Origin of the sequence: Pseudoalteromonas sp. SG44-1 (assembly GCF_014164315.1) — a bacterium.
Lineage (GTDB): Bacteria > Pseudomonadota > Gammaproteobacteria > Enterobacterales > Alteromonadaceae > Pseudoalteromonas > Pseudoalteromonas rhizosphaerae.
Genome location: NZ_JACJEW010000001.1, coordinates 177,930 through 202,248, shown reverse-complemented (window position 1 = coordinate 202,248; position 24,319 = coordinate 177,930). Strand labels below are relative to the sequence as shown.

Sequence of the window (24,319 nt, the reverse complement as noted above, 5' to 3'; positions counted from 1 at the left end):
CTCACTTAGCCACCAGTATTCAAACTTGCCATTTCCTGGGCGATGCCTGACGTTACTGTTATAGTATGTTTGCTTTTTGAGCCGTACGTTATAGTGCTGTTCACTTGCACCATGTTGCACGAAATGCCAGCTGTAAAATTAAATTTTCGAGGACAAGGTAAATCTAATACACCATTATTTAAATTACTCATTATATTTGTCGTATCGTCAATTTTAGGTAACTCAATAGTGCCACCGGGTATTTGAGCTTGCGTGTATAAAAAATGGCTTGTGCCACCTTGAGTTGCTTCAGTAGCAATGACTTGTTGTACATCACCCATGAGAGCATTTTCTGCTTCTTCGCGCTCAAAGGCTGCATTGGTAATTTTCATATCAACACTACTACTGCTCATCAGCGTCACGGCAATACCTGTAACAGCAACTACCATGATGAGCGCTATAATTAACACCACACCTTGTTGTTTGCTTGCAAATTTTAAATGCGCCATAAGTTTGCCCCCACATTATTTAAACGAATAGTTGTTGTAAATAAAGCCCGACGAAACCGATCATTAAACCTAAGCACTCGTTGATCTGCATCCTCACCCAAAGTATACGTTTGGTTTAGCTGATTTAAATCAGCATCCTCATGAAGAGCTCGCACTAAAATAAATACTTGCACAGTCAGAATACCTCTGCGATTTTCCCAATCTGTTGGTGTCATTTTGCTAATGCTTCGATAGGTATCCACGCGGTTGTCGTTATTGGTATCTAAACCAAATAGAAACCGCATATTTTCAACTCCTTCCATGATGGTTTCAGGATTCATGCCACCATTTGGGGTTAAACGACGACGCATCAGTACTGGTACATCGATATTTTCACCATTAAATTGAAAAGGTTGTTCGTCTATATAATAAACATGATGGCGATAACGCCAAATCGTCGCATTACCGTTAATAGTCCCAGCGGCAATGGGCCCACGTCTAAATTCAGCACGCTCTTGCTCGGCAATAAAATAGTACATGTTGGAACTGGTATCGGCAGGAGCAATTTGTAAACCCTCTAAAAACTTCACCTGTAAAATATCGGTATTATCTTGTGAATCTGGAATACAGTTAAGCTGTGCACCGCCTGTAGATTCAATAGCATACACAGAACGAAAATTACTGTTTGCGCTAAAAACAGGAAAACTACCATTATTAAGACCTTCAGAACAATCCGGAGTCGGATTTGCTAATGTATTCGTGTTTTCTTTCGAAAATGAATCTTCATAAAATGTACCCCAAAAACCTATTTGCTCAATATCACGTTGCATAATATTCAGCGCTAAACGACCGGTTTCTTGTAACTCGCCGATCGTCATCGTATCTCTAGTCGTTACTTTCATGCTGATATAAGTGAACATCACTCCGCCAAGCACTAAACCACCGATAAACAATGCGACCATCATTTCAACTAAAGTGAAACCTTGCTGCTTCATATTAGCTCCTTAAGTAAATGTAACTTTTTAATACCATGATCCGACGATTATTATTATTCTCGCCACACGCTAGCTTTTGGGTATCTGCATTTGCGGTGATCTCTTGGCGCCCTTGCCAACTAACTACGACTTCAATATCAAACGCTTTACCATTACTATTAGCTACAGCTGTATTATCTATACATACAGTTGCGCCGTCTAAAGCGCCGGTATTTTCTCGTGCTTGTATTGCACGGATCCATTGTTGGCGATCTAGAGCAGCTATTTGAGCTGAGCTACATGTGTCGGTGTAACATGTTCTAGACTGCTTAAGTGCTGTGTTACTGGTGAATGTGCCATTATACTGAGTGATTGACGCAACTCGGTCATTTGCTCGTATCCGTTGAATAATGTCATTACCTAAAGCAACTGCTGCTGCTCGTTGCATAGAGTCGAAGCTGGCTTGTTTTGCTTTTGCTTGTAGTGCGACCGCACCGAGCAAGCCAAAGCTTAAAATCACAAACGCAATTAAAACCTCAATTAACGTAAAACCATGTTGCGATGTATGCTTGATGGACCTCATAGTACACCCAATATAAACTATCTGATTATAAGGATATGCTAATAATATGTAGATACAAGATGGGTTAGGATGAACGGTTATATTTGTTGATGAATGGATAACTATGCATTTTTGCTGCAAAATTTAATGTGTTTAAAGATGCTCTTTTACTGATTTATAGGCGCGTCTACTTACTGGTAATAAACAACTACAACCTTCTAATAAAACCACATGACTGCCATCTTCAGCTTTTTTTAGAGCGATTAGCCGGGACAGATTGATCACTATCTTGCGGTGAATTCGTAATAACTGTGTAGGATAATCCTGCTCGAGTTGTTTTAAGCTTTGATCAAGCAATGCCTCACCGTTAGTAAAAACTAAACGCGTGTATTTCTCTTCCGCTATGACATAACACACATCCTCTAATGCCACACTGCGTGTTACCCCCGCAAGCTGATAACTGATTGCCGCTGGACGTTGCTTTTGTAGATGGGCGCGCGTTAAACGGCCTAGTTGATCTATTGCTTTTGCTAAATTTTGCTCCGTCACAGGTTTTACTAAATAACCCGCAGCACTGAGTTGCAATGCTTCTAAGGCATGCTCAGGATGAGCGGTGACGAAAATAATAGCTGGAGGGACAGACAACTTATTCAATTGTGTTGCAACTTCTAAACCGCTCATAGCAGGCATATCAACATCCAGAAATACAATATCAGGAGCCTGCAGCTTCACTTGTTGCAAAGCCTCGTTGCCATTACTTGCTTGTGCTGCATGGTTATAGTCTGGGTAATGAGCAAGTAATCGCTGTAAGCGAGCACGTGCTAATGGCTCATCATCAACTATGAGTACCTTCATGCTTGCTCCTTGGCATTATTAATAGCCAGGGGCAGCACTAACTTGACCCGAAAAATATCACCTCGTGTTGTCATTGTCAGCTTTGCATGACCTTGATAATAAAGATCTAACCGCTGGCGAATATTATTCAGTGCCATACCATTTCCTGAGCGTTTTTGCTGCTGCGACGAGATTGGGTTTTCAACTAAAATGACTAACGAGCGTTTACTAATATGTAACTCGACATAAATTATAGCGCCAGTCAATGAAGGCTCAACACCGTGACAAACAGCATTCTCTAGCAGTGGTTGTAATGTTAAGCACGGAATAGTTATCTCTGGCAATTGCTCCGGTAATTGCCAGTTGACTTGTAAACGATCAGCAAACCGCCAACTTTCAAGCGCAATATATTGCTGAGTCAGTGCGATTTCATCACTTAGTGCAGTCTCTTTCCCCACTCGCATTGCCGCTTGAGATAATGCCGCGAGCGCTAAAATCGCTTGCTCTGCAGCTTGAGGATCATAATGTGTAAGCTCCGCTGCGGTATTGAGGCTGTTGTATAAAAAATGCGGACGAATACGTGCCTGTAAGGCATCTAGCTCTGCGCGAGCCAACGCATTAGTTTGCTGGTCTTTTTCAAAATGAATAGTTAAAAATTGAATAAATAATGCGGTGACTAAAAAAGCGACTAATAAGTTTCTTAAAATAAACTGATAAGTATGTTGTTGTGCAATAAAGTCGCCTCCATAGGTCACTAACAATCCGCTGAAAACCGCCGTTGTAAGTAGTAATGAAGCCATTAAAGCACTTAATTGCCAAGGCTGACTCAAGTGTGCAAGTGGTTTACGTAGTAAGTAAAGCCAAGTTAGACTAGACAAAAATGTGAGATGTAAAAACAGGCTGATCCCGCCGAGGCGGATCCAAATATCATCCGCAGTTGCAGGAGCGAACGCTAGTATAGTGGCGATAACTTGCGCAACGACTAAAGTAGCAAGTACGCCGCGCTCTTTAAACAGCGCCGCAAAAAGCAAAGTATTGGTTTGCACCGACTTGCTCATTGCGCGCTCCTTAAAAATGTCCTGTCAGTACGCTAAGGTTAGCGTAGCTCAACGGGTACAGCAAATACGATATTCTCTACTTCGCCTGGGTTTTCAATAACCTGTTTACCGCCTAGTTCTTTAAGGCGGTTAATCACTTGTTGTACAAGCACTTCTGGCGCTGATGCACCCGCGGTAACACCAACCGCATTGACATTAGCAAACCATTGATCTTCAACATTACTGGCGTCATCAATTAAGTAAGCAATAGTACCCATTTTATCAGCAAGTTCACGTAACCGATTTGAATTTGAGCTATTTTTAGCACCAACAACTAATAACACATCTACTTTATCAGCTAAGTCACGTACCGCATCTTGGCGATTTTGTGTGGCGTAACAAATATCGTCTTTACGTGGGCCATCAATCGCTGGAAACTTACTTCTTAAGCCATCTATAACATCTGCGGTATCATCTACCGATAATGTAGTTTGGCTACAATAAAATAAGTTATTTGGATTTTTCACGTTTAGTTTGGCAACATCTTCAGGCGTTTCAACTAAATAAATACCACCTTTAGCGTTATCGTATTGCCCCATGGTGCCTTCAACTTCAGGGTGACCATGATGACCAATTAAAATACACTCGATACCTTTACGACTAGCGCGGGTCACTTCCATATGCACTTTAGTGACCAATGGACATGTTGCATCAAATACTTTTAAATCTCGACGCTTAGCTTCACTGCGTACAGCTTGTGACACGCCATGGGCACTAAAAATAACAATGCTGTCGTCTGGCACTTGATCCAATTCTTCAACAAACACCGCACCACGTCTTTTCAAACCATCTACCACGTAGCGGTTATGGACAACTTCATGGCGCACATAGATCGGTTTTTCAAAGATATCTAACGCACGTTCAACGATACTAATCGCGCGGTCGACTCCCGCACAAAAACCGCGCGGATTTGCCAATAAAATTTCCATTAGTTACTTACCTTAGCAATATCGGTAACCTCTAAAATATCAACTTCAAAAGTTAAACGTTGACCTGCAAGCGGATGATTAAAATCGATGGTCACAGACTCACCCTGCACTTCACGAACAACTCCTGGTAATTCGGTACCATCAGGTTGAGTAAACGCAATAATAGAGCCAATTTTTGCCGGCGTTTCTGGGCCAAACTTACTACGGTCTACATAGTAAATATTATCTGGGTTTGGTTGACCAAAAGCATCTTCTGGCTCAAGTTCAAATGACTTGCTGTCACCAGACGCTAAACCAAATAAGCATTTTTCAAAGTTAGCCGTTAGACTACCATCACCCATCGTTAATTTTGCAGGCTTATTATGCACTTTGGTTGAATCTGCCGCAGAGCCATCCGATAGCTTAATTGAAAAATGAAAAATAACCTCTGATTTTTCACCTATAACTGCTTGGCTCATGCTTTTTGCTCCTTAGGACTTTCGCCAGTAAAGGCATCAAATAATAATAATGCGGCACCAATACAAATCGCACTGTCGGCAATATTGAACGCAGGGAAATTCCAGCTTTCATAATAAAAGTGTAAAAAGTCAATCACATAACCATGGCTGATACGGTCATATAAGTTGCCAATTGCGCCCGCTAATACTAACGAATAAGCACTGCATAAAATTTTATTAGTGGCAGGTAAACGTTTTAGCCACCAGATCAATAATACGCTGATTGAAATAGCAATAACGCTTAAAAACCAACGTTGCCAACCACCCGCTTCACTTAAAAAACTAAAAGCTGCGCCATAGTTATGCACATAGGTTAGATTGAAAAATGGCAATATATCAATTGATTCGCGTAAATTCATGGTTTTAACAACCAGTGTTTTACTGGCAAAGTCTGCTACTAAAAGTAGCAAACTTAACCAAAGCCACACTAAACCACTTTTTTGGGCTAGTTTGCTCACTTCCTACTCCTATGCGAATTGGCGTGTTTCGCCTTCGCCATCTACATTGCTAACACAACGACCACAAATTTCTGGATGCGCAGGATTTGCACCTACATCATCACAGTAATGCCAACAACGTTCGCACTTTTGTGCGTCGGTAGCTGATACGCTGATGTATAAGCCTTCAATTTCAGTTGTTTGAGTTGCATCTGGTTGTGTATCAACGGCTGTAACAGTAACGTTAGATGTTAAGAATACAAAGCGAAGCTCATCACCCAAAGCTGCTAATTTAGCTGCAAGCTCTGCATTGGCAAAAATATTCACATTAGCTTGGAGTGTCGCACCGATCACGTCTTCTTTACGTGCACCTTCTAACACACGGTTTACTTCATCACGCACAGTAAGAATCGTTAACCAATCGTCATTACTAAACTGGCCTTCGCCAACCGCTTTTAAGCCATCATACCAAACTGAGGTAAACACATATTGGTCACGCTCACCTGGCAGTGCTTGCCAAATCTCTTGCGCGGTAAAGCTCATGATTGGCGCCATCCAGCGCGTCATAGCTTCGGCAATATGATATAGAGCTGTTTGACATGAACGACGGGCATGACTATCGCTTTTCGCTGTGTATTGACGGTCTTTGATCACATCTAAATAGAATGAACCAAGCTCACCAGTACAGAAGTTCATTAGCTTTTGCGTTACTTGGAGCATTTGGTAACTTTCGTAAGCCGCCAAAATTTCATCTTGTAATTGCGCCGCACGGCCAACAATCCAACGATCAAGTTCAACCATGTCATCAATAGCTACTTGGTCAGTTTTAGGATCAAAACCACTTAAGTTAGCGAGTAAGTAACGGCTAGTGTTACGAATACGACGGTAGCGATCCGCAGAACGGTTGAAGATTTCATCTGATACGGTCATTTCTGCAGTGTAATCAGTTGAAGCAACCCACAAGCGTAAAATATCTGCACCGAGTTTATTCATCACATTCTGTGGTGAAATAACGTTACCTAGCGATTTTGACATCTTACGGCCGTTTTCATCCACAGTGAAACCGTGAGTTAGCACTTGACGATATGGTGCATGACCATTAATTGCCACTGACGTCATCATTGATGACATAAACCAACCGCGGTGTTGATCTGAGCCTTCTAAGTATAAATCAGCTGGACCAACTAAATCTTCACGAGCATCAACCACACAGGCGTGCGTTACACCAGAATCAAACCATACATCTAATGTATCTTGCACTTTCATGTATTGCTGAGCATCAGCTTCACCAAGTAAAGTTGCAGGCTCTAAGTCGTACCATGCTTGAATACCGGATTTTTCAACCAGCAGGGCTGCTTTTTCAATCAAAGCTTGAGTATCAGGATGAAGAGCACCGGTGTCTTTATCAACAAACAGTGCAATTGGAACACCCCAGGTACGTTGACGCGAAATACACCAATCCGGGCGACCTTCAACCATGTTTGCTATGCGGCTTTCGCCCCATTCTGGCAACCACTGAGTGTTTTTAATCTCTTTTAATGAATCTTGGCGCAAATTAGCTTGATCCATACTAATGAACCACTGCGGCGTTGCACGGAAAATAATTGGCGTTTTATGACGCCAGCAATGCGGGTAACTGTGCGTTAAGGCATGGTGATGCATAAGCGCATTACGCTCAGTCAGCACATCAACTACACTCGCATTGGCTTTGAATACATGTTGACCTGCAAAAAGCTCAGTGTCAGGTAAATAAACACCATTTGCACCAACCGGGTTAGCCACCTCTAAGCCGTATTGTAGACCTGCCACGAAATCTTCTTGACCGTGGCCAGGTGCTGTATGCACGATACCCGTACCAGAATCAGTAGTAACATGATCGGCCACAATCACTGGTACATTAAAATCGTAAAATGGATGCGCCACTTGTAAATTTTCAAGTGCTGAACCCGTTACATAACCTAATACGTGAAAGTGCTTAAAGCCGTAGCGATCCATTGCATCTTTAACTAGCTCTGACCCTATAATCAAACGCTGCTGCGCGCCGTCATCATCAACTTGCACTAAGGCATATTCTAGTTCAGCATGCACGGCAACCGCACGGTTAGCTGGCAGTGTCCATGGTGTAGTTGTCCAGATCACTGTACTGACTGTACCTTTACCTTCATGATCGGCTTTTAAATCAAAGGCACTAACAACGGCCGCTTGATCAACAAATTCAAAACGCACATCAATCGCTGGTGATTGCTTATCTTGATATTCAACCTCAGCCTCGGCCAATGCAGAACCACAATCAGTACACCAATGCACAGGCTTAGCGCCTTTGTGTAAATGGCCTTTTTCGATGATACGTCCAAGCACACGAATTGCGTTTGCTTCGAAGTCAAAATTCATGGTTAAGTAAGGCTTATCCCAATCAGCAAATACGCCTAAACGTTTAAAATCAACTTTTTGGCCTTCAACTTGTTTTTTCGCGTATTCACGACATTTCTCACGGAATTCTGCAGCCGTGACTTTCACGCCTGGCTTACCCACTTTTTTCTCTACCATTAATTCAATCGGTAGACCATGGCAATCCCAACCAGGTACGTAAGGCGCATCAAAATCAGATAAGGTTTTTGATTTAACAATAATATCTTTTAGAATTTTATTTACTGAATGACCTAAATGGATATCGCCGTTCGCATACGGAGGGCCGTCATGCAAAATAAAGGTTTTTTTACCTTTCTTAGCGTTGCGAATTTGACCGTACAGGTCGTCTTCATACCATGTCTTAAGCATTTTTGGCTCACGTTGTGCCAAATTGCCGCGCATTGGAAACGTCGTTTCCGGTAAATTCAAAGTATGCTTGTAGTCGCTCATTAATCCTAGTTTCCGTATCGGCTACCTAATTTAAACCAAAACACTGTTTAGCGGCAGCAACATCAGTTGCTATTTGTGCCGTCAATTGTGTTAATGTCTCGAATTTTTTCTCATCGCGAAGCTTTTTAATTAACTCCACGTGCATAAACTGTCCATAAATATCTTGCGCAAAGTCGAACAGATGAACTTCTAATAATGCGCGTGTTCCATTAAATGTGGGTTTGTTGCCAATATTTGCAACCCCATACACTGTTTTATCGTTTAACGTTACTTGTACCGCAAACACCCCATTTACAGGGCATACTTGCCGCTTTAACGCAATATTTGCAGTCCTAAACCCTAATTCACGACCGCGTTTCCAGCCATGAATCACTCGCCCTGATATTGCGTAATCATGACCTAGCATCGCTTTGGCTTGCGCTAACTGACCTTCAGCTAATGCTTGGCGGATCAAGGTGCTGCTTACTCTAGCATTTAATTGCCGAAAACTCGCGGTGCTTTTTACATCCATATGAGCCGCGAGGCCCATTTTTTTTAGTAAATTAAAGTCACCTTGACGTCTTTTACCAAAGCGAAAATCATCACCTACGGTTAGCGCTTTGACACCCAACTTGTTGATCAGTATCTCTGTTACAAATTGCTCTGCTTCCATATTGGCAAATTGCTGATTAAAACTAATACAAATTACCCGTTCAACGCCTAACTTTGCTAACAGACCTAGCTTATCGCGTAACCGCGTTAATCGAGCTGGCGCATTATCTTTGGCAAAAAACTCTTGTGGCTGAGGCTCAAATAACATTACCGTACTCGGTAAGTTATATTTTTTAGCGTCATTGAGTAATCCATTGAGTACTTCACCATGACCTAAGTGCACACCATCAAAATTACCAATGGTCAACACACAACCATAATGCTGTGTGCGAATATTGTGGATACCTCTAATTAACTCCATGCCACCTAATGCCTTTGTAAGCGTTATGTACCGAGTAAAATTTCACTTGGGTTACAGAATCACCGATTATACCCAAACCACCTCAAGATGCGAGTTTCAGTTGATTTTTTTAGTCTGATTGAGCACTAACAACGTTTTTTATGGTATTTAGTCTTACCCCGAGTAAAAACAACACTAAAAAGTACACCCCCCCTGCCAGAGCGAGTAAACCTATCAATAAAACAACTTGCTCACTAAAATGCCACTGACGCCATAAAAACTGTGTCGCAGCGTACCAAACTACAGCCCCCATCAATAAAGCGGCGAGCAAACATTTGCAGGTAAACAATAAACTAAAACGCGAAAACTGATAAACCTGCTCTTTGCTTAATTGACGATAAAGCAGATACGCATTACAACTGGCCGACATTGAAGTCGCAAGCGCCAATCCTAAGTAACCTATAAACGGTGCTAACATAATATTAAAAACCATGTTCAACACCAGCGTAATAATGCCAATACGCACCGGAGTTTTAGTGTCTTGACGTGCATAAAATCCCGGCGCTAAAACTTTGATCAACATAAAACTGACAAGCCCAACAGAGTAAGCCATCACCCCTAAACTCACGGCCTGAACATGATCGACATCACCTTGACTAAACGCGCCATGATCAAATAATACAGAGATGATTAACGGGCTAATGATCATCAAACCAATCATCGCAGGTAAGCCTAAAAAGATCACAAACCGCACTCCCCAATCTAAGGTGTGCTGAAAATCGCTGCTTTTTTCGCTGCTATGTAATTTAGATAGCGCAGGTAAAATAACCGTCGCGATACCAATGCCAAATAACCCCAGTGGAAATTCGATTAGCCGGTCAGAATAATATAACCAAGCAATTGACCCTGTCATTAACAATGACGCAATCATGGTATCAAGCAGTAGATTAATTTGACTAATAGATACCCCAAACAAAGCCGGTAACATTAACTTACGGACTTTTTTTACATTTTCGTCTTGCCAGGCCCAACGTGGTTTACTGAGCATTTTCGCTCGGTACAGAAACGGCAATTGAAACAATAACTGCACCACTCCACCGACAAACACACCAATAGCTAGCGAATAAGCACCAACCGAGAATTTATCGTGTAATAAGATTGCACAGGCAATAATCGAAATATTCAACAGCACTGGCGTAAAGGCCGCAACAGCAAAACGATTATAAACATTCATCACCGCGCCACTGAGTGCAACAAGACTTACAAAAAATAAATAAGGGAACGTTAGCTTAAGTAAACTACTGGCTAATACAAATTTTTCACCGTCTGGGCCACCTTGCCACCACTCAATAAACCACCCAGTACCAAATAGTGCTGCAATAATTGGCGATGCAATTACACCGATTATAGTTACAACCAATAAAATAGTACCAAGTGTGCCAGCGGCTTGAGCAACAAACAGCCTGACTTTGTCGTCTCCTTGTTGCTGTTTGATTTCCGACAAAACGGGCACAAATGCTTGCGCAAATGCCCCTTCAGCAAATAAGCGGCGTAAAAAGTTGGGAATGCGATTAGCAAATAAAAAAACGTCGGCGGCAGCACCTGCGCCAAGTAAATTTGCGACAACAGCATCTCGCACTAATCCTAAAACACGCGATATCATTGTCATTGCACTTACAATCATACCGGAACGAAATAATCCTTTTGCCACACTAAACCTGCTTTAAAACCAACGATAAAACCAATTATGCCACAGTCTTTTTTATAAATCGCTCTAAAGCACTAGGCTGAACTCACCGCCTTTGTTACAATAGCGGTATTAACTGTGCTAGAGCGGCAAATTGATGTTCGTTATATAGGAGCAGTTTTTCTTGGTATGTCAAATTTTTATTGACATTCACGATTAAAAAAGGCATATTCCACGGCCTTTAAATTAAGCTTATTTTAAGATTGTTAGGAGCAAACCTTGGCTAACATCAAGTCTGCAAAAAAACGCGCTATCACTAGCGAAAAAAACCGTCAGCATAACGCAAGCCGTCGTTCAATGATGCGTACATACTTCAAAAAAGTAGTTGTTGCTATTGAAGCGGGCGACAAGGAAGCTGCACAGCAAGCTTTCGCAGTTGCTACACCTATTTTAGACCGTTATGCAACTAAAGGTCTAATTCACAAAAACAAAGCAGCTCGTCATAAGAGCCGCATAGCAGCTAAGATCAAAGCGCTATAATTTGTTTTTGCTAGAATATAAAAAACCGGTCTTGACCGGTTTTTTTATATCTATCATTTAACGCTTAAAATTATTTAAACACTGTTGTTGCGTTAAACAACGTCTAATTCTGGATAAAACTTTTTCAACATTGCCGCTATTTTCTTCGGTGTAAATGGTTTTACCACAAATCCTTTAGCCCCTTTATCGATTGCATCTTTAACATTCTCAACCGTTGAGTGAGCCGATACCATAACGACATTAGTTTGTGGGTTTATTTCATTGATCTGCGCGATAATCTCTTTACCATCACCGTCTGGCAACTCAATATCTAAAAAAATAATATTATAATCGGCCGCTTGGCAAGCACTTATACATTGCGCAGCTGTCGACGCTTCTCTAACATTTTCAATACCTAAGTGCATTAATGTTTGATGGAGAAAGCTGCGCACTGTTCCCACATCATCCACTATTAAAATTGAAAGCTGCGTATTCATTGTTGATCCCCGTAGGTTATGAACTAGGTTTAAGTTATTATGCTTAATAACTTTTCTAATTTAATAATCTCATTATAGAGAGCTCTGCTTAAAAGGCCAGATTTGCTTTATGTCAAATAATATAAAAAAACAATCCTTGCTAGGAAAAACGCCTCAACGAAAAAAACCAACGGCACCAACTAACAAGCGAAAAGCGCCTGCTCAGGCAAACGTCACGCAAGCACAAACACAAACTGCTAGTAGTGAATTAGCTGAAACAAAAAAAAGCCGCACAGGCATTATTGTAGCGGGTGTTATTGTGTTTACTATTTTAGTTATCCCCAAACCACAGTTATTAACCTATGAAAAATTAGGATTAGTAACGCAAAGTGTATATTGGCCGGGACTGTTTGGTTATGGCGCCATGTTATTTGACTCAAATTTGCAGCCAAATGCCGATTTAGCGCGTAATAGCCTTTATTTATGTCAAAACAATAAGCAACCAGATACTTGTCAAAAATATCGAGTAACCGAACAAGCCGGCTTTTTTTCTGCATTACAAAAATTAATTTTGGATTAAAAAAACTAATCTGAAAATATAAAATTACTTGGTTGAAAGGTGCGCAAAATATCAACATAATGGCGCTCCTTTTTTCAACACTTGAACAACGATACAACCATGCTAAACGAGCTAGATTGGCTTTTAAATATTATCCTGTTAGCCCTAGGATTAGGGGCGTTTTTTATCAATCAATTAACAATACTGCGTGTAGCGGCGATCAGCGCCTGTGCTTTACTGTTTTTGTCATTTAGCTTGGATTTAATGTCGTCGAGTGTTATTTCAAACATGAGTTTAGTGTTGATAAACACGTTTTACTTGTTCAAGGTTTATACCTTTGGGCAATTAAATGTGCCGCAAAATTAATATCTCTCCCTAGATAATTTTATGTACCCTACCGGGCTTTGCTCGGTAGGGTATTTTTTTGCGCGAATAGAACTTGGGCAGCAAAATGAACTAAGTTAAAATCATCGGCGTATTATGCTACTTTGGGTATCACTATGCCTTTAACTGACTCTGATTTATTTTTAACGTCTATGGAAGACGTTGCTCGCCTAGATCACGATACGATCGAACCATCACAACACTTAACTGGCCCCTCTTTAGCCCAGCAACAAAAACGCAAAGCCGCAGAATTAAATTTAAACATCGATGAAAATTATCTACGTAGTGAATTAGTCGAGCTATTAGAGCCTAATGCACTATTGAGTTATAAAAATGCGGGAGTGCAAGATGCTGTATTTAAAAATCTTCGATTAGCTAAGTATCAGCTTGATGCGACACTTGACTTACATGGCCAAACACTAAAAAACGCACGCCAAGCCTTATTTGAATTTATAACTGATTGCCAAAAAAGTAATATTCGTGTGGTAGTGATCCGCCACGGCACTGGTATCAAAAATAAAAAGATCCCTGGGGTGTTAAAAAGTTATACCAATAAATGGCTACAAGAAATTGACTGCGTATTAGCCTTTCATAGTGCGCTTAGGCATCATGGTGGCAGTGGTGCAAGCTATGTCTTAATTAAAAAAAGTGATGAGAAGAAGAGTGAGAACCGGGAGCGTCATAGTAAACGCTAACCCGGCTTCGATATCAATTGTTGGTTCTATTTATTCTGTTTGGCTTTGTAAAACGGGGGCTTGTTCACTTGCATTAGCTTGATTAAACCATGCAGACACACCCATTAAGACCACTGAAATAACGATAATGCTAAATTTAACGCCTGTTTGATGCTGTTTCATTGTACACCTTATTATTATTGTTAGTGTTTTTTGAATTACCTAGACTAACTAAAATTACAGATGTTAACAAGATGTACTACGCTATTGTCGCTGAACTTTTAATAACCTTTTGTTCTATCAACCTGATTATTTAATTTAAGGCCTGTTTTCATACGTTGTACATTATTAGCAATCTGCTGCGTTACAGTTTCCAGATCAGACAATGCCGCGCAATGGGGAGTCATTGTAACCGCTGAATGATGCCAAAAAGGATGCTCTGCAGCTAATGGCTCTTGTGCAAAAACATCCAATGTTGCTCCTCTTATAATTTGATTATCTAATGCCCAAAGTAAATCGTCTGCAACGACGTGCTGGCCTCGCGCTACATTGATGAGCACGGCATGACTTGGTAGCTGCATTAATAAGTTGCGATTAATAAAGCCCTTCGTTTGCGTGGTTAGTGGAAATAAACACACGAGATAATCAGCTTGTGCTAACAAACTCGGTAACTCACTTGCTTGATGAATACAATTTACTTCGGGTATATTTTTAGGGTTTTGTGAAAATGCACTTACGGTAAAATTATTAGCCAGTAAACGTTTAGCGCAGCTTTGTCCTAACTCACCAAAACCTAAAATCACAACATGATTATGACTATAAGCGCGTTTTGGCAGCCATTGTCGTTGTTGTTGCTTAATCACATAGTCTTTAAGCCTTAACTTATGCGCTAAAATATGGGTAAGCACATACTCTGCCATATCATGAGCTAAATTTTCATCAACGATGCGTGTCACAACGACATTGTCAGGGAGTAAGTTTAAATCAATGCTATCGACCCCTGCGCCAAATGAAGAAACTACTTTTAAATTTGGTAGTTGTGCCCACATATCTGCAGGTGCCAGCCAAGCAAGCACAAATTCAACATCCTCTAAGTTATCACAATCTGGCCACTGTGAAATTTTTACATCGGGTAATTTAGTCGCTAACGCAGTAATAATTTTACTGCAATCACGTCCACTAATCGCAACGAGTACGCTCATGTTATGCCTATAGAGTTGTTGATTTGCAAAGAGTATAACCTTTGTTAAAACATTTAATCTAATCGAATTACTGCTCGGCTCTTTAAAAAGTCACACAACTGCAACCTAATTGTCATGGCAAGCTTTTACTCTGGCGATATATTGATCACCATATGCAAACGAGGTAATTATGATCAGTGTTGATAAAGTAATCGCAGCAAATCTACCACAATTAGAAAACTCACCTAAAGTAAAAAGTTTAGTTAAAAAAGGGTTAGGTTATTTGCTTCACGAACAAGAATTTGTTGCATTTGGTGATGCCTACCCGCACTTACAAGGCATTGAGTTTGTTGAGCAAGTGTTGGATGAACTAGATTTTGATACTCGCTACAAGCCAAAGCAGATTGAGAATATTCCTAGTGAGGGTAAGTTAGTTATTGTTGCTAACCACCCTATTGGCTCTTTAGATGCACTGGCATTAATTAAAGTATTATCAAGTGTTCGTAAGGATTTAAAGGTCGTTGCCAATCGCATGTTAATGTCAGTTACGCCAATGCACTCATTATTACTGCCGGTCGATAATTTATCGGGTGACAGTAAAAAGCAAGAACTCAATAATATCCACCAGCACCTTAAAGAAGCTGGGGCCATTCTCATTTTCCCAGCAGGTGAAGTGTCGCGTTTAAGCCCTACCGGAATTAAAGATTGCAAGTGGAATAGTGGTTTTTTACGGATCGCAAAAAAAGCCAATGCGCCAATTTTACCGATTTTTATTAAAGCCAAAAATAGCCCACTTTTTTATGGCACATCGATGATTTACAAGCCTTTAGCGAGTTTATTACTGGTTAAAGAAATGTTTAAACAACGACAAAAATCATTAGAGTTTGAAATTGGCGCATCGATACCTCCAGAGTCTTATTTAATTGAAAACCTCAAAGACAAAGAAGTAGTCAATCTGATCCGTAAGCAGCTTTATGCACTTACCTCAAAGAAAACCTTACCGCTTAAAACACAAGCACCCATCGCCTCCTCAGAATGCCGCAAGGAACTAAAAAAAGCCATCGAACAGTGTGAGCTATTAGGCACAACTCAAGACGGCATGCAGATATACCTTTATCAATATCAAGGCAGCTCAGCGATTTTCAGAGAGCTTGGCCGGTTACGAGAGATTTCGTTTCGCACTGTTGGTGAAGGCAGTGGTAAGCGTCGTGATATTGATAAGTACGATATGGATTATCAGCACTTGGTTTTATGGGACGGCTCACAACTTGAATTGGTTGGCGCATACCGACTTGCTTGTGCTCAAGCTATTATTGATAAACACGGCCGCAAAGGTTTATATACTGATAGCTTATTTTCTTACAGTGATGCAATGACTCCTTACTTTGCTGCAGGTATTGAACTGGGTCGCAGCTTTGTACAACCTAAATACTGGGGTCGTAAAAGTCTTGATTATTTATGGTATGGGATTGGCGCGTTTGTGAAAAATTATCCTCAGTATCGCTACCTCTACGGCGCAGTCAGTGTCTCGAACGCGTTGCCAGAACCTGCCAAAGCCATGTTAGTTCATTATTATCAGCATTATTACGGCGCTAAGCAGGTTATTGCTACACCTAATAATGAGTTCAAACTCACAGAGCAGCAACTCATACAGTGCGCAAATCTATTTAGCGGTAATGATGTCAAAGAAGACTTTGTTGAGCTCAAACATGTGCTCGCAAACATGGGTGCCCAAGTACCCACTTTATTTAAACAATACACCGAACTATGTGAGCCTGGCGGCGTACAGTTTTTAAGTTTTAGTGTTGATCCTGATTTCAATAATTGTATTGATGGCTTAGTGCTTGTTGATCTTGAAAAAGTAAAAGCAGGCAAAGCAAAAAGATATTTAGGAAAGAACTAAGAACGCAAAGGTGTATAAAATAACAGCGACCAGCCATCTAGCTTATTTACTAAACCTACTTTTGATCCGTAACGTGAATTTGCGCTCGCAGTATGCTATCAAAAGTAGTTTTTATGTGCAGATATGATAAAGTGGTTGTACACAAATTGTTGACAGAACAGCTATGAAAAGGTCCCTGCTATTTTTAGCTTTTATCATTATTTTTTCGGTAGTTAGCATTCAATTATTGGTGATACCTCATTTTGAAAGTAACGTCAGATACCCTACTGAAAAATGGGCTTTAGAGTTTTTAACATCAGGCTCTACGGATCTTCTTGCACAACAATTACAATCCATACCTAAACACCAGAGAATGGCCTACTTACAAAACATACAAGCTAATTTTGGCTTTGAACTTACTTTACAAGACTATCAACAAAATGATTTTTCAAGTGAGCAACAATCTTGGCTCGCAGAGGATAAAATTTGGGGTGATCCGCAAGCAGATTTAGCATATCGAAAAATAGATGACGAACAGCTATTAGTAATTGTAAAACCCAATACGGTTCCTAAGCATCTGATCAACGAAGCGCAACGTTGGATGATGGGCTCTTTTTACCTACTGAATAATATGCTGATGCAACACCCACAGCAGAGCTGGCCGTCGATAATTGATTCGCTCAGTGATGCTTTTACATATCCCGTTGCACTGATGACATTGAGTGAGTTAACTTACACAGAGCAACAAATAGCCCAATTAAAAACAGGAGCTATTGTGACCATATCAACTGCGGATTCTGATTTTATTGGCTATCCCGCTGACATTGCCGTACAGCGCATCAAAAATAGCGATAAAGTAATTGTACTTGGCCCTTTTAGCCCTCAACTAAAGGGCAAAGTGGTGTACATGTTAAGTATCTTTTATTTTATATTCGGCTTTTTTCTGCTTATACCAATTATAATATGGTTAATTCCTGGCTGGCGCTCTATGTTATCGCTCAATAAAGTGGCGATATTACTTGGACAAGGTAAATTTGATGCTCGCGCTAAGCTAATTCGTTTTAGCCATCTAAACCACTTGTCCAAAACGTTTAATACCATGGCCGAAAAAATACAACGCCTTATCTCTTCTCATAAAACTCTGATCAATGCTGTATCACATGAATTGCGAACTCCCATCGCACGCATTGAATTCAATGTTGAATTACTTAGAAATAGTACAACCAATGACTATCAACTAGGGCAACTAGAGCGGATTGAATTATCTTTGAATGAACTAAATTCATTAGTGTCAGAAATGCTTACACATGCTCGATTTGAGCGCGAAATACCCACTCTTACATTTGCAACCGTTGAACTTAATCATTGGATAAAACAAGAGTTAATCTGTTGGCAAGAAGCCAACCCTGATACTGAGATTGTTTTACTTGAACAAGGCGTTTGCCATGCAATGATTGATAAGTTTTATATGAGCCGTGCATTAAGTAATTTAATGCGCAATGCCATAGCGTATGGAAGAAACCATATTCAAGTAAGCTATGAACAAACCGCAAAAGGCTGGCTGATTTGTGTTGCTGATAACGGTGATGGTATTCCTTTACCCTGTGCTGAGAAGGTATTTGAACCATTCTATCGAGAAGATCAAAGTCGTAATTTGCAAGTCGGTGGAACCGGACTAGGCCTTGCAATCGTTAAACAAATTTTAGGCTGGCATGAAGGAACCGCGAGTGTTGAGCCATCCAGCTTAGGTGGTGCATGTTTCATACTAAATTGGCCTGCCAAACGCACACATCGATAATCCACATAGAGAACAAGAAATGAAAACAAAGATTTTAGTGGTAGAAGATGATTTACCGCTCGCTGAGTCAATTCAAGAGTATTTAACGATTGAAGGCTATCAGGTTGAAATAGAATCAAATGGCAAGCATGCGGTCTCCCGTATTCTTCAGTGGCAGCCAGCTCTGGTGCTGCTTGACGTTATGTTACCGAACAAGGATGGCTTAACGGTATGCCGCGAAGTAAGGCAGTCATACAGCGGCTATATTTTGATGTTTACTGCACGAGAAGAAGAAATTGATCAGGTTGTAGGGCTTGAAATTGGTGCCGACGATTATTTATTAAAGCCGGTGAAACCTCGCTTACTACTGGCAAAAATTAAAGCTTTTTTAAGACGTGGACATCCCACAGATCCACTCGCCATAAAGCCACAAACGAAAGAGTCTATAACGTTTGGGCAATTAATCATTAATACGCACAACCGAACTGTCTCTTTAGCAACGCAACATATCCAGCTCACAGACGGCGAATATGACCTACTGCTACTGCTTGCTAAAAATGCAGGAGTTATTCTGTCACGTAGTGACATTGTTGAAAAAATAAAAGGTTATCACTATGATGGAATTGAACGTGGTGTTGATAATCATATTAGCCAGTTACGCAAGAAGCTCGGTGATAATGCGCGTAACCCAATAAAAATTAAGACTATCCGTTCCAAAGGCTACTTATTTGTAGTTAGTGCGTGGTAGTTCTAGGTGGATATGGCGCTATATCTCCAACATGGGAGTAGCGCCTTTGAGAGACTTGGACTGTGGATAATACATCTATCTCAGCAACTATTTCACACTAACCAGAGGAGTTTTAATCTAAAGTTATTCTTCAGCCATTACTCGTTTACCATTACTATCGACAACTAATAAATATGAAGCGCCAAAATTACCCGCACATAAATCGATAGCCTGATTGGCAACTTTTAGGCCATTAGCACAATTACTCACCGCTAAGAACGCTGTGACACTGCCCTTTTTTGTAGTTAATACTTTTTTATCATCAATTGACACATCATACTCGCCGTTGGCAAATAAACGCACATTAAATACATCTGCAGTATTATTTTGTTTTTTATCAATGACAGACAAAGCCCGCTTACCTGAAGATTGCCAAGCAATTACCCATAAATCGTCGTTATTACTCAAAGTTGTATTTATGCGTTCCTCTTTATTCGCATTGATACTATCTTTAACTCCCAAGTTAATCATGTTATTGATTACTTTATAACTGTAGTTATAGCGACTACCCACAGCATTGGCCTCTACATCGCCCGCAGCGATGTTATCACTATCGAATAAACCACTGTAGCCGGTGCTAATACTCCTTTTTTTGACATGAAAGTCAGCCATATAATCCAATGAATTTATGAAAGACATATTTGCTTGATGGGTTAATTTATCATCTAATTCATCCGTGCTTTCACCACATCCACTTAAAGCAGCTGCCACACCAAACAACAGTGCAATACTAAATCCTTTATTACTGGTGCTCATAACAATCTCCATAATGTTTAATTTTATCAACGCTAAAAACCGCACTAAACGCTGTTATTACTTTAATAATTTTTTATTAATCAATTACTAAGTATTTTATTTCGAATAGCGAAATTTACTGAAAAAATGTTAGCATATCCTTTACGAGACATCTCTCAGCGCTTGTCGGACATTGTCAGAAATTGTCTGTTTATAATGAACAGTTTAATGATGGCCTTGCGTTATAGTCAGCTGATACGGCTAAATACCTGCTCTAAAAGCTGTGTATATATTTTCTCAATTTTTAGTAAGTCATTAATAGGCACATGCTCGTTAACTTGGTGGATGGTATTATTTCGTACCCCGCATTCAATCACTTGGGTGTAGTCATTGGCAAAAAACCGCCCATCAGAAGTTCCGCCACTGGTACTTAATAAAGGATAACTGCCTGTCACATTAAAAATAGCTTGTTCAACTTGAGTCAATAAACAGCGACGCGTTTGATGACTCGTATAAAAAGGCTCACACGGACGCTCCCATTCCACACTCAGCAAAGCTTGTAAATCGTCTAACGCGAATTGAATCTCATTTTTTATATCACTGCTTTTATAACCATGGCTATAACGAATATTAAATGTCATTTCACATCGTGCTGGCACCATATTATCGACCACATTTGCAATATTAATCCCGGTTATTTGCAAGCTCGTATGTGAACTTGGCTCGTCACGCTGCCAAGTTATGCTAGTCAAGCGCTTGATTACTTCTGCACTAAGATGAGCTGCATTGATGGTGTTTTCTGGATAAGCAACATGCCCTGCTTTGCCGTTGATCACTAACCGCGCAGAGAGTGCACCTCGACGGCCATTTTTGATTGTATCACCAACATGCAAATGACTGGTTGGCTCGCCGACAATGCAGCCGTCAAGTTGGATGCCCTGTTGCGCTAAACGCTCGGCAATCAGTAGTGAACCATATTCCGCCTCCCCTTCTTCATCAGAGGTGATCAACCAGTAAAAAGTACCTTTTTTTGCAGCTACGTTAGCTAGTAATGCACGACTGGCACATAACATGGCGGCAACGCCCCCTTTCATATCAGCAGCGCCTCGGCCATAAATCGCGCCATCAATAATATCACCTGAAAATGGTTCTGCTCGCCACGCCCCTCCAGATGCGGGGACCACATCAATATGCCCCGAAAAAGCATAGCGTGGCCCATCACCAAAGCTTACTTTAGCTATTAAGTTAGTAACATTATTAAAGGTAAACTGTTCACAGTTAAAGCCAAAGTCTGTTAACTGCTTTGCTAACCAGTCTATTGCCCCGGCTTGCTGTGGTGTAACAGATTTAAATTGGATCAGCTTTTGAAGGTAACTGACCACAGTATCAGTGTGGATTGCATCATTCGTGGTGTGAGATTGGATAGCTAAAGTCATAATTAACACCCTTATTAAGAGAGAGTGTATTCATTACAACCTGAATTTATGACCGCTTTATGAAACACGGATTATACTAATCGTTTTAAGTTACTGACCATTTATAGCGACAGAAAAATACAGTGATAACAAGGCAGAGATTTTGACATGTAGTTGTTCTCGGCAATTGCTCCTGCATTGCTCTACCTCTTGCATCCATGCAGTCTTAAATGAAAAATTACTAACGCAGTTAGCGCTTTATTTAGCGCGCTAGAATGGTTAAATATTTAAGTCGATTGGTATTAGTGTGCACCTTCTTCGATGAATGCTTCTTGGCTAACTTTAGCGATATCTTTATCATCTTTGGTCAATTTTGTTTGTTGCCAACGACCACGACAAAACCACAAATACGATAGCGATGCGACGATCACATTGGTGACAGCAAACGAGTACCAAATGCCGTGATCGCCCAGATGTGTGTGTTTTGACAAAATATACGCCACCGGAAACTGTACTACGCATTGAGAAAACAGCGCCAACAACATCGCATTAAGCATGTTCCCTGATGCTCTAAATGCAGCCACCACACATAATTGCACGCCTATTCCGCCCCAAGTTAAGCACATAACACGAATAAACTGTGCGCCTTTGGCTATCACACCTTGATCATCGGGGATAAAAAATGCCACTAAGTAAGGTGCAAATATAAATGCAATCGCCCCAATAAAAGACAAACCACATAATCCCCAAAGTACCGCCAACTTAGTAATTTGCTCTGCTCGTTGCGGGTTACCTGCGCCCATGTTTTGTCCGACCAAGGTCGACACAGCCATCGAGAGTCCCATAGCCGGGATCATCACCATCTGTAATATATTTGAACCAACACCATAAGAAGCAATGGTTTGAGTGCCAAAACTAGCCACTAAAAAAGACATGATAATCAAACCAAATGCACGCGCTGACAACTCCACAGAGCCTGGTGCACCTAAATAAAACGCTTGTTTGATATAACTGTAATCAGGAATGAAACTTGATAATTTTAGCTTAATACCATGGCGACCACGCATAAAAATAACAATGCCAGCAATGGCTGCCAAACTTTGTGTCACCAATGTAGCCAGCGCTGCCCCCATCACCCCAAGACCTGTAAAGCTGCCATAACCAAAAATAAATAATGGATCGAGTACAAAGTTTAGCAACACGGTTACGGAAACAATGATCAATGGCACCTTGGTTTGGCCAATACCCCGCATTAAGGCTTGAAACATGGCATAAATAAATACAAATACCACCCCCACAAATGACACATGCATAAATTTTAAAGCATCGTTATAAACGGCATCTTCAACACCCAGTAAATGTAAAAAGTAAGGCGATAGCAAATAACCGATAACTCCTAAAAAAATGGCTGTCACAGTCACCATTAACACTGTTTGCGCGGCCACATGGTTTACTTTATCTTGTTGGCCAGCCCCCATATATTGCGCTGACAAAATTGCCCCCGCCATCGCAAGTCCAGAGCCAATCGCAATCACTAAAAAAGTCACCGGCATACTTACTGACACCGCTGCAACTTGTGCCGCCCCTAAGCGACCAACCCAAAACGCATCGGTTAATTGATAGGCAGATTGTAAAATGTTGATAAGAATAATAGGAACTGCAAGTTTTAACAGTGCTTTGCTAATAGAGCCAGACAGAAAAAGATGGTTGGTTTCGTTCATTGTATACCCTTGCTTTAAGCAGCAATTATAACTTATTTTCCTGACCTATTGATGAATAGCAATAAAAAAGAGTGCACTGTCAATCGATTTTAAACGTCAATTAAGTAAACCTTAATCTAAATCAAACAAACGCTGCGCCGTTTTATACCCTGTTATAAAGCTTGATCTAGAACAGTTTTATATTTTTTTTTTGGCTGATAATAGCGTCAATTCAAAAAAGTAGTTCTCGGAGAACAGCATGAAAAAACAACTTAGCGCAGCGTTACTCACCTCACTTTTAATCGCGTCTCCTTTCGCGAGTGCAAACTTAAGCGTTAATGTCGGTGCTATTAATGTTAACCCTGACAATAGCAGCTCAGCGATCAATGAAGATCCAAGTTTAGGCTTAAAAGGTAGCTCGGATACACAACTAGGTATTACAGTTGACTATGCATTTAACGATCAGTGGGTTCTAGAATTGGTTGCTGCAACACCCTTTTCTCATGAAGTTAATGGCGCAGGTGGTTTAGCTGGCAATAAAATAGCAGATATTAAGCAATTACCGCCGTCACTAATCGCTCAGTATCACTTTTTAGAAAGCACTTCAGCATTTCGTCCGTTCGTTGGTGTGGGTATTAACTACACAGTGTTTTTTGATGAGCAACCTTCAGCTGCACTAAAAACAGTACTGGGTACCGATAACGTTGAAGTCAAGCTTGATAATTCATTTGGTTTTGTAGCCCAAGCAGGCTTCAATTACATGCTAGATCAAAACTGGGGCGTACACGCAATGGTATCAATCATGGATATTGAAACCGATGCAACTGTGTATGCCGGTGGCAAGCAAGCCCTCACTTCAACAGTAAAAATTGACCCTGTAGTTGCCATGTTAGGGGTTAAATACGCTTTTTAAGCATGCTCTAAAAAGGCCTGATGGCCTTTTTATCTGTGTGTGT

Annotated in this window: 25 protein-coding genes; 8 read left to right on the top strand and 17 right to left on the bottom strand. The window is 40.7% G+C overall.

Annotation, left to right across the window (positions count from 1 at the left end):
* Window positions 1–5 precede the first annotated feature (5 nt).
* The 11 genes from H5187_RS00865 to murJ all read right to left on the bottom strand — a co-directional run bounded on the left by H5187_RS00865 (window position 6) and on the right by murJ (window position 11,256).
* On the bottom strand, window positions 6–488 hold the full coding sequence (locus tag H5187_RS00865) for a pilus assembly PilX N-terminal domain-containing protein (protein WP_182794084.1): 483 nt from the start codon (window positions 486–488) through the stop codon (window positions 6–8).
* The gene (locus H5187_RS00860; RefSeq protein ID WP_182794083.1) at window positions 476–1,462 is read right to left on the bottom strand and encodes a PilW family protein; all 987 of its coding nucleotides are present in this window, start codon (window positions 1,460–1,462) and stop codon (window positions 476–478) included. The genes H5187_RS00865 and H5187_RS00860 overlap by 13 nt, the downstream gene beginning before the upstream one ends.
* Window position 1,463: 1 nt before the next feature.
* Window positions 1,464–2,024, bottom strand: coding sequence for a type IV pilus modification protein PilV (pilV, locus tag H5187_RS00855; RefSeq protein WP_182794082.1), 561 nt, complete (start codon window positions 2,022–2,024; stop codon window positions 1,464–1,466).
* Between the two features lie 132 nt (window positions 2,025–2,156).
* Window positions 2,157–2,858, bottom strand: a complete 702-nt coding sequence (locus H5187_RS00850; RefSeq protein ID WP_182761222.1) for a LytTR family DNA-binding domain-containing protein — start codon at window positions 2,856–2,858, stop codon at window positions 2,157–2,159.
* The gene (locus tag H5187_RS00845) at window positions 2,855–3,895 is read right to left on the bottom strand and encodes a sensor histidine kinase (protein WP_182734406.1); all 1,041 of its coding nucleotides are present in this window, start codon (window positions 3,893–3,895) and stop codon (window positions 2,855–2,857) included. The genes H5187_RS00850 and H5187_RS00845 overlap by 4 nt, the downstream gene beginning before the upstream one ends.
* A gap of 38 nt (window positions 3,896–3,933) precedes the next feature.
* Window positions 3,934–4,863 (bottom strand): 4-hydroxy-3-methylbut-2-enyl diphosphate reductase, encoded by a 930-nt coding sequence (gene ispH / locus H5187_RS00840; protein WP_182797445.1) that lies wholly within the window; start codon window positions 4,861–4,863, stop codon window positions 3,934–3,936.
* Entirely contained in the window at window positions 4,863–5,321 is a 459-nt protein-coding gene (gene fkpB, locus H5187_RS00835) for an FKBP-type peptidyl-prolyl cis-trans isomerase (protein ID WP_182717082.1), read from the bottom strand. Before fkpB ends, ispH begins: the two co-directional genes overlap by 1 nt.
* Entirely contained in the window at window positions 5,318–5,818 is a 501-nt protein-coding gene (lspA, locus tag H5187_RS00830) for a signal peptidase II (RefSeq protein WP_145237265.1), read from the bottom strand. The genes fkpB and lspA overlap by 4 nt, the downstream gene beginning before the upstream one ends.
* Before the next feature lie 9 nt (window positions 5,819–5,827).
* A complete protein-coding gene (gene ileS / locus H5187_RS00825) occupies window positions 5,828–8,656 on the bottom strand; it encodes an isoleucine--tRNA ligase (protein WP_182794081.1) in 2,829 nt (942 codons plus the stop codon).
* 25 nt (window positions 8,657–8,681) lie between these two features.
* Entirely contained in the window at window positions 8,682–9,608 is a 927-nt protein-coding gene (ribF, locus tag H5187_RS00820; protein WP_182717080.1) for a bifunctional riboflavin kinase/FAD synthetase, read from the bottom strand.
* 109 nt (window positions 9,609–9,717) lie between these two features.
* Entirely contained in the window at window positions 9,718–11,256 is a 1,539-nt protein-coding gene (gene murJ / locus H5187_RS00815; protein WP_392352530.1) for a murein biosynthesis integral membrane protein MurJ, read from the bottom strand.
* Window positions 11,257–11,553: 297 nt separating this feature from the next.
* On the opposite strand from murJ, the gene rpsT reads away from it, so the two are divergent.
* Window positions 11,554–11,814, top strand: coding sequence for a 30S ribosomal protein S20 (gene rpsT / locus H5187_RS00810; RefSeq protein WP_145237275.1), 261 nt, complete (start codon window positions 11,554–11,556; stop codon window positions 11,812–11,814).
* 92 nt (window positions 11,815–11,906) lie between these two features.
* Here rpsT and H5187_RS00805 read toward each other — a convergent pair whose 3' ends face one another.
* Complete coding sequence (locus H5187_RS00805) at window positions 11,907–12,290, bottom strand: response regulator (protein ID WP_145237278.1); 384 nt, start codon at window positions 12,288–12,290, stop codon at window positions 11,907–11,909.
* A gap of 109 nt (window positions 12,291–12,399) precedes the next feature.
* Between H5187_RS00805 and H5187_RS00800 the strand changes: the two genes are divergently transcribed.
* From H5187_RS00800 to smrA, 3 genes are all read left to right on the top strand, one after another.
* Window positions 12,400–12,849 (top strand): hypothetical protein, encoded by a 450-nt coding sequence (locus H5187_RS00800; RefSeq protein WP_149980809.1) that lies wholly within the window; start codon window positions 12,400–12,402, stop codon window positions 12,847–12,849.
* Window positions 12,850–12,948: 99 nt separating this feature from the next.
* Window positions 12,949–13,194, top strand: a complete 246-nt coding sequence (locus H5187_RS00795; protein ID WP_145237284.1) for a hypothetical protein — start codon at window positions 12,949–12,951, stop codon at window positions 13,192–13,194.
* A 134-nt stretch (window positions 13,195–13,328) separates the two neighbouring features.
* On the top strand, window positions 13,329–13,907 hold the full coding sequence (gene smrA / locus H5187_RS00790) for a DNA endonuclease SmrA (RefSeq protein WP_182717078.1): 579 nt from the start codon (window positions 13,329–13,331) through the stop codon (window positions 13,905–13,907).
* 30 nt (window positions 13,908–13,937) lie between these two features.
* On the opposite strand, the gene H5187_RS24505 is transcribed toward smrA, so the two are convergent.
* Complete coding sequence (locus H5187_RS24505) at window positions 13,938–14,069, bottom strand: hypothetical protein (protein ID WP_257325490.1); 132 nt, start codon at window positions 14,067–14,069, stop codon at window positions 13,938–13,940.
* A gap of 98 nt (window positions 14,070–14,167) precedes the next feature.
* A complete protein-coding gene (locus H5187_RS00785; RefSeq protein WP_182794080.1) occupies window positions 14,168–15,088 on the bottom strand; it encodes a glyoxylate/hydroxypyruvate reductase A in 921 nt (306 codons plus the stop codon).
* Window positions 15,089–15,257: 169 nt separating this feature from the next.
* On the opposite strand from H5187_RS00785, the gene H5187_RS00780 reads away from it, so the two are divergent.
* The 3 genes from H5187_RS00780 (at window position 15,258) to H5187_RS00770 (ending at window position 19,474) form a co-directional block, all read left to right on the top strand.
* Window positions 15,258–16,970 carry a lysophospholipid acyltransferase family protein gene (locus H5187_RS00780; RefSeq protein ID WP_182717076.1) on the top strand — a complete coding sequence of 571 codons (1,713 nt, stop codon included), beginning with the start codon at window positions 15,258–15,260 and terminating at the stop codon, window positions 16,968–16,970.
* A gap of 163 nt (window positions 16,971–17,133) precedes the next feature.
* Complete coding sequence (locus tag H5187_RS00775) at window positions 17,134–18,747, top strand: ATP-binding protein (RefSeq protein WP_182739370.1); 1,614 nt, start codon at window positions 17,134–17,136, stop codon at window positions 18,745–18,747.
* A gap of 19 nt (window positions 18,748–18,766) precedes the next feature.
* Complete coding sequence (locus H5187_RS00770; protein ID WP_182739371.1) at window positions 18,767–19,474, top strand: response regulator transcription factor; 708 nt, start codon at window positions 18,767–18,769, stop codon at window positions 19,472–19,474.
* Window positions 19,475–19,597: 123 nt separating this feature from the next.
* On the opposite strand, the gene H5187_RS00765 is transcribed toward H5187_RS00770, so the two are convergent.
* The 3 genes from H5187_RS00765 to H5187_RS00755 form a co-directional block, all read right to left on the bottom strand.
* The gene (locus H5187_RS00765) at window positions 19,598–20,269 is read right to left on the bottom strand and encodes a hypothetical protein (RefSeq protein ID WP_182717073.1); all 672 of its coding nucleotides are present in this window, start codon (window positions 20,267–20,269) and stop codon (window positions 19,598–19,600) included.
* A 227-nt stretch (window positions 20,270–20,496) separates the two neighbouring features.
* Window positions 20,497–21,684 carry a succinyl-diaminopimelate desuccinylase gene (gene dapE / locus H5187_RS00760; RefSeq protein ID WP_182717072.1) on the bottom strand — a complete coding sequence of 396 codons (1,188 nt, stop codon included), beginning with the start codon at window positions 21,682–21,684 and terminating at the stop codon, window positions 20,497–20,499.
* Between the two features lie 281 nt (window positions 21,685–21,965).
* Window positions 21,966–23,384 (bottom strand): MATE family efflux transporter, encoded by a 1,419-nt coding sequence (locus tag H5187_RS00755; protein ID WP_182717071.1) that lies wholly within the window; start codon window positions 23,382–23,384, stop codon window positions 21,966–21,968.
* A gap of 238 nt (window positions 23,385–23,622) precedes the next feature.
* Between H5187_RS00755 and H5187_RS00750 the strand changes: the two genes are divergently transcribed.
* Entirely contained in the window at window positions 23,623–24,276 is a 654-nt protein-coding gene (locus H5187_RS00750; protein WP_149980817.1) for an OmpW family protein, read from the top strand.
* Window positions 24,277–24,319 lie beyond the last annotated feature (43 nt).

Excerpts from the sequence above, each read along its gene's own strand:
- H5187_RS00865 (WP_182794084.1), bottom strand. The coding sequence starts at position 488 with ATGGCGCATTTAAAATTTGCAAGCAAACAACAAGGTGTGGTGTTAATT.
- H5187_RS24505 (WP_257325490.1), bottom strand. The coding sequence starts at position 14,069 with ATGAAACAGCATCAAACAGGCGTTAAATTTAGCATTATCGTTATTTCA.
- H5187_RS00805 (WP_145237278.1), bottom strand. The coding sequence starts at position 12,290 with ATGAATACGCAGCTTTCAATTTTAATAGTGGATGATGTGGGAACAGTG.
- pilV (WP_182794082.1), bottom strand. The coding sequence starts at position 2,024 with ATGAGGTCCATCAAGCATACATCGCAACATGGTTTTACGTTAATTGAG.
- H5187_RS00860 (WP_182794083.1), bottom strand. The coding sequence starts at position 1,462 with ATGAAGCAGCAAGGTTTCACTTTAGTTGAAATGATGGTCGCATTGTTT.
- murJ (WP_392352530.1), bottom strand. The coding sequence starts at position 11,256 with ATGACAATGATATCGCGTGTTTTAGGATTAGTGCGAGATGCTGTTGTC.
- H5187_RS00850 (WP_182761222.1), bottom strand. The coding sequence starts at position 2,858 with ATGAAGGTACTCATAGTTGATGATGAGCCATTAGCACGTGCTCGCTTA.
- smrA (WP_182717078.1), top strand. The coding sequence starts at position 13,329 with ATGCCTTTAACTGACTCTGATTTATTTTTAACGTCTATGGAAGACGTT.
- H5187_RS00780 (WP_182717076.1), top strand. The coding sequence starts at position 15,258 with ATGATCAGTGTTGATAAAGTAATCGCAGCAAATCTACCACAATTAGAA.
- ispH (WP_182797445.1), bottom strand. The coding sequence starts at position 4,863 with ATGGAAATTTTATTGGCAAATCCGCGCGGTTTTTGTGCGGGAGTCGAC.
- ribF (WP_182717080.1), bottom strand. The coding sequence starts at position 9,608 with ATGGAGTTAATTAGAGGTATCCACAATATTCGCACACAGCATTATGGT.
- H5187_RS00775 (WP_182739370.1), top strand. The coding sequence starts at position 17,134 with ATGAAAAGGTCCCTGCTATTTTTAGCTTTTATCATTATTTTTTCGGTA.
- fkpB (WP_182717082.1), bottom strand. The coding sequence starts at position 5,321 with ATGAGCCAAGCAGTTATAGGTGAAAAATCAGAGGTTATTTTTCATTTT.
- H5187_RS00845 (WP_182734406.1), bottom strand. The coding sequence starts at position 3,895 with ATGAGCAAGTCGGTGCAAACCAATACTTTGCTTTTTGCGGCGCTGTTT.
- ileS (WP_182794081.1), bottom strand. The coding sequence starts at position 8,656 with ATGAGCGACTACAAGCATACTTTGAATTTACCGGAAACGACGTTTCCA.
- H5187_RS00785 (WP_182794080.1), bottom strand. The coding sequence starts at position 15,088 with ATGAGCGTACTCGTTGCGATTAGTGGACGTGATTGCAGTAAAATTATT.
- H5187_RS00765 (WP_182717073.1), bottom strand. The coding sequence starts at position 20,269 with ATGAGCACCAGTAATAAAGGATTTAGTATTGCACTGTTGTTTGGTGTG.
- H5187_RS00795 (WP_145237284.1), top strand. The coding sequence starts at position 12,949 with ATGCTAAACGAGCTAGATTGGCTTTTAAATATTATCCTGTTAGCCCTA.
- H5187_RS00800 (WP_149980809.1), top strand. The coding sequence starts at position 12,400 with ATGTCAAATAATATAAAAAAACAATCCTTGCTAGGAAAAACGCCTCAA.
- dapE (WP_182717072.1), bottom strand. The coding sequence starts at position 21,684 with ATGACTTTAGCTATCCAATCTCACACCACGAATGATGCAATCCACACT.
- H5187_RS00755 (WP_182717071.1), bottom strand. The coding sequence starts at position 23,384 with ATGAACGAAACCAACCATCTTTTTCTGTCTGGCTCTATTAGCAAAGCA.
- H5187_RS00750 (WP_149980817.1), top strand. The coding sequence starts at position 23,623 with ATGAAAAAACAACTTAGCGCAGCGTTACTCACCTCACTTTTAATCGCG.
- H5187_RS00770 (WP_182739371.1), top strand. The coding sequence starts at position 18,767 with ATGAAAACAAAGATTTTAGTGGTAGAAGATGATTTACCGCTCGCTGAG.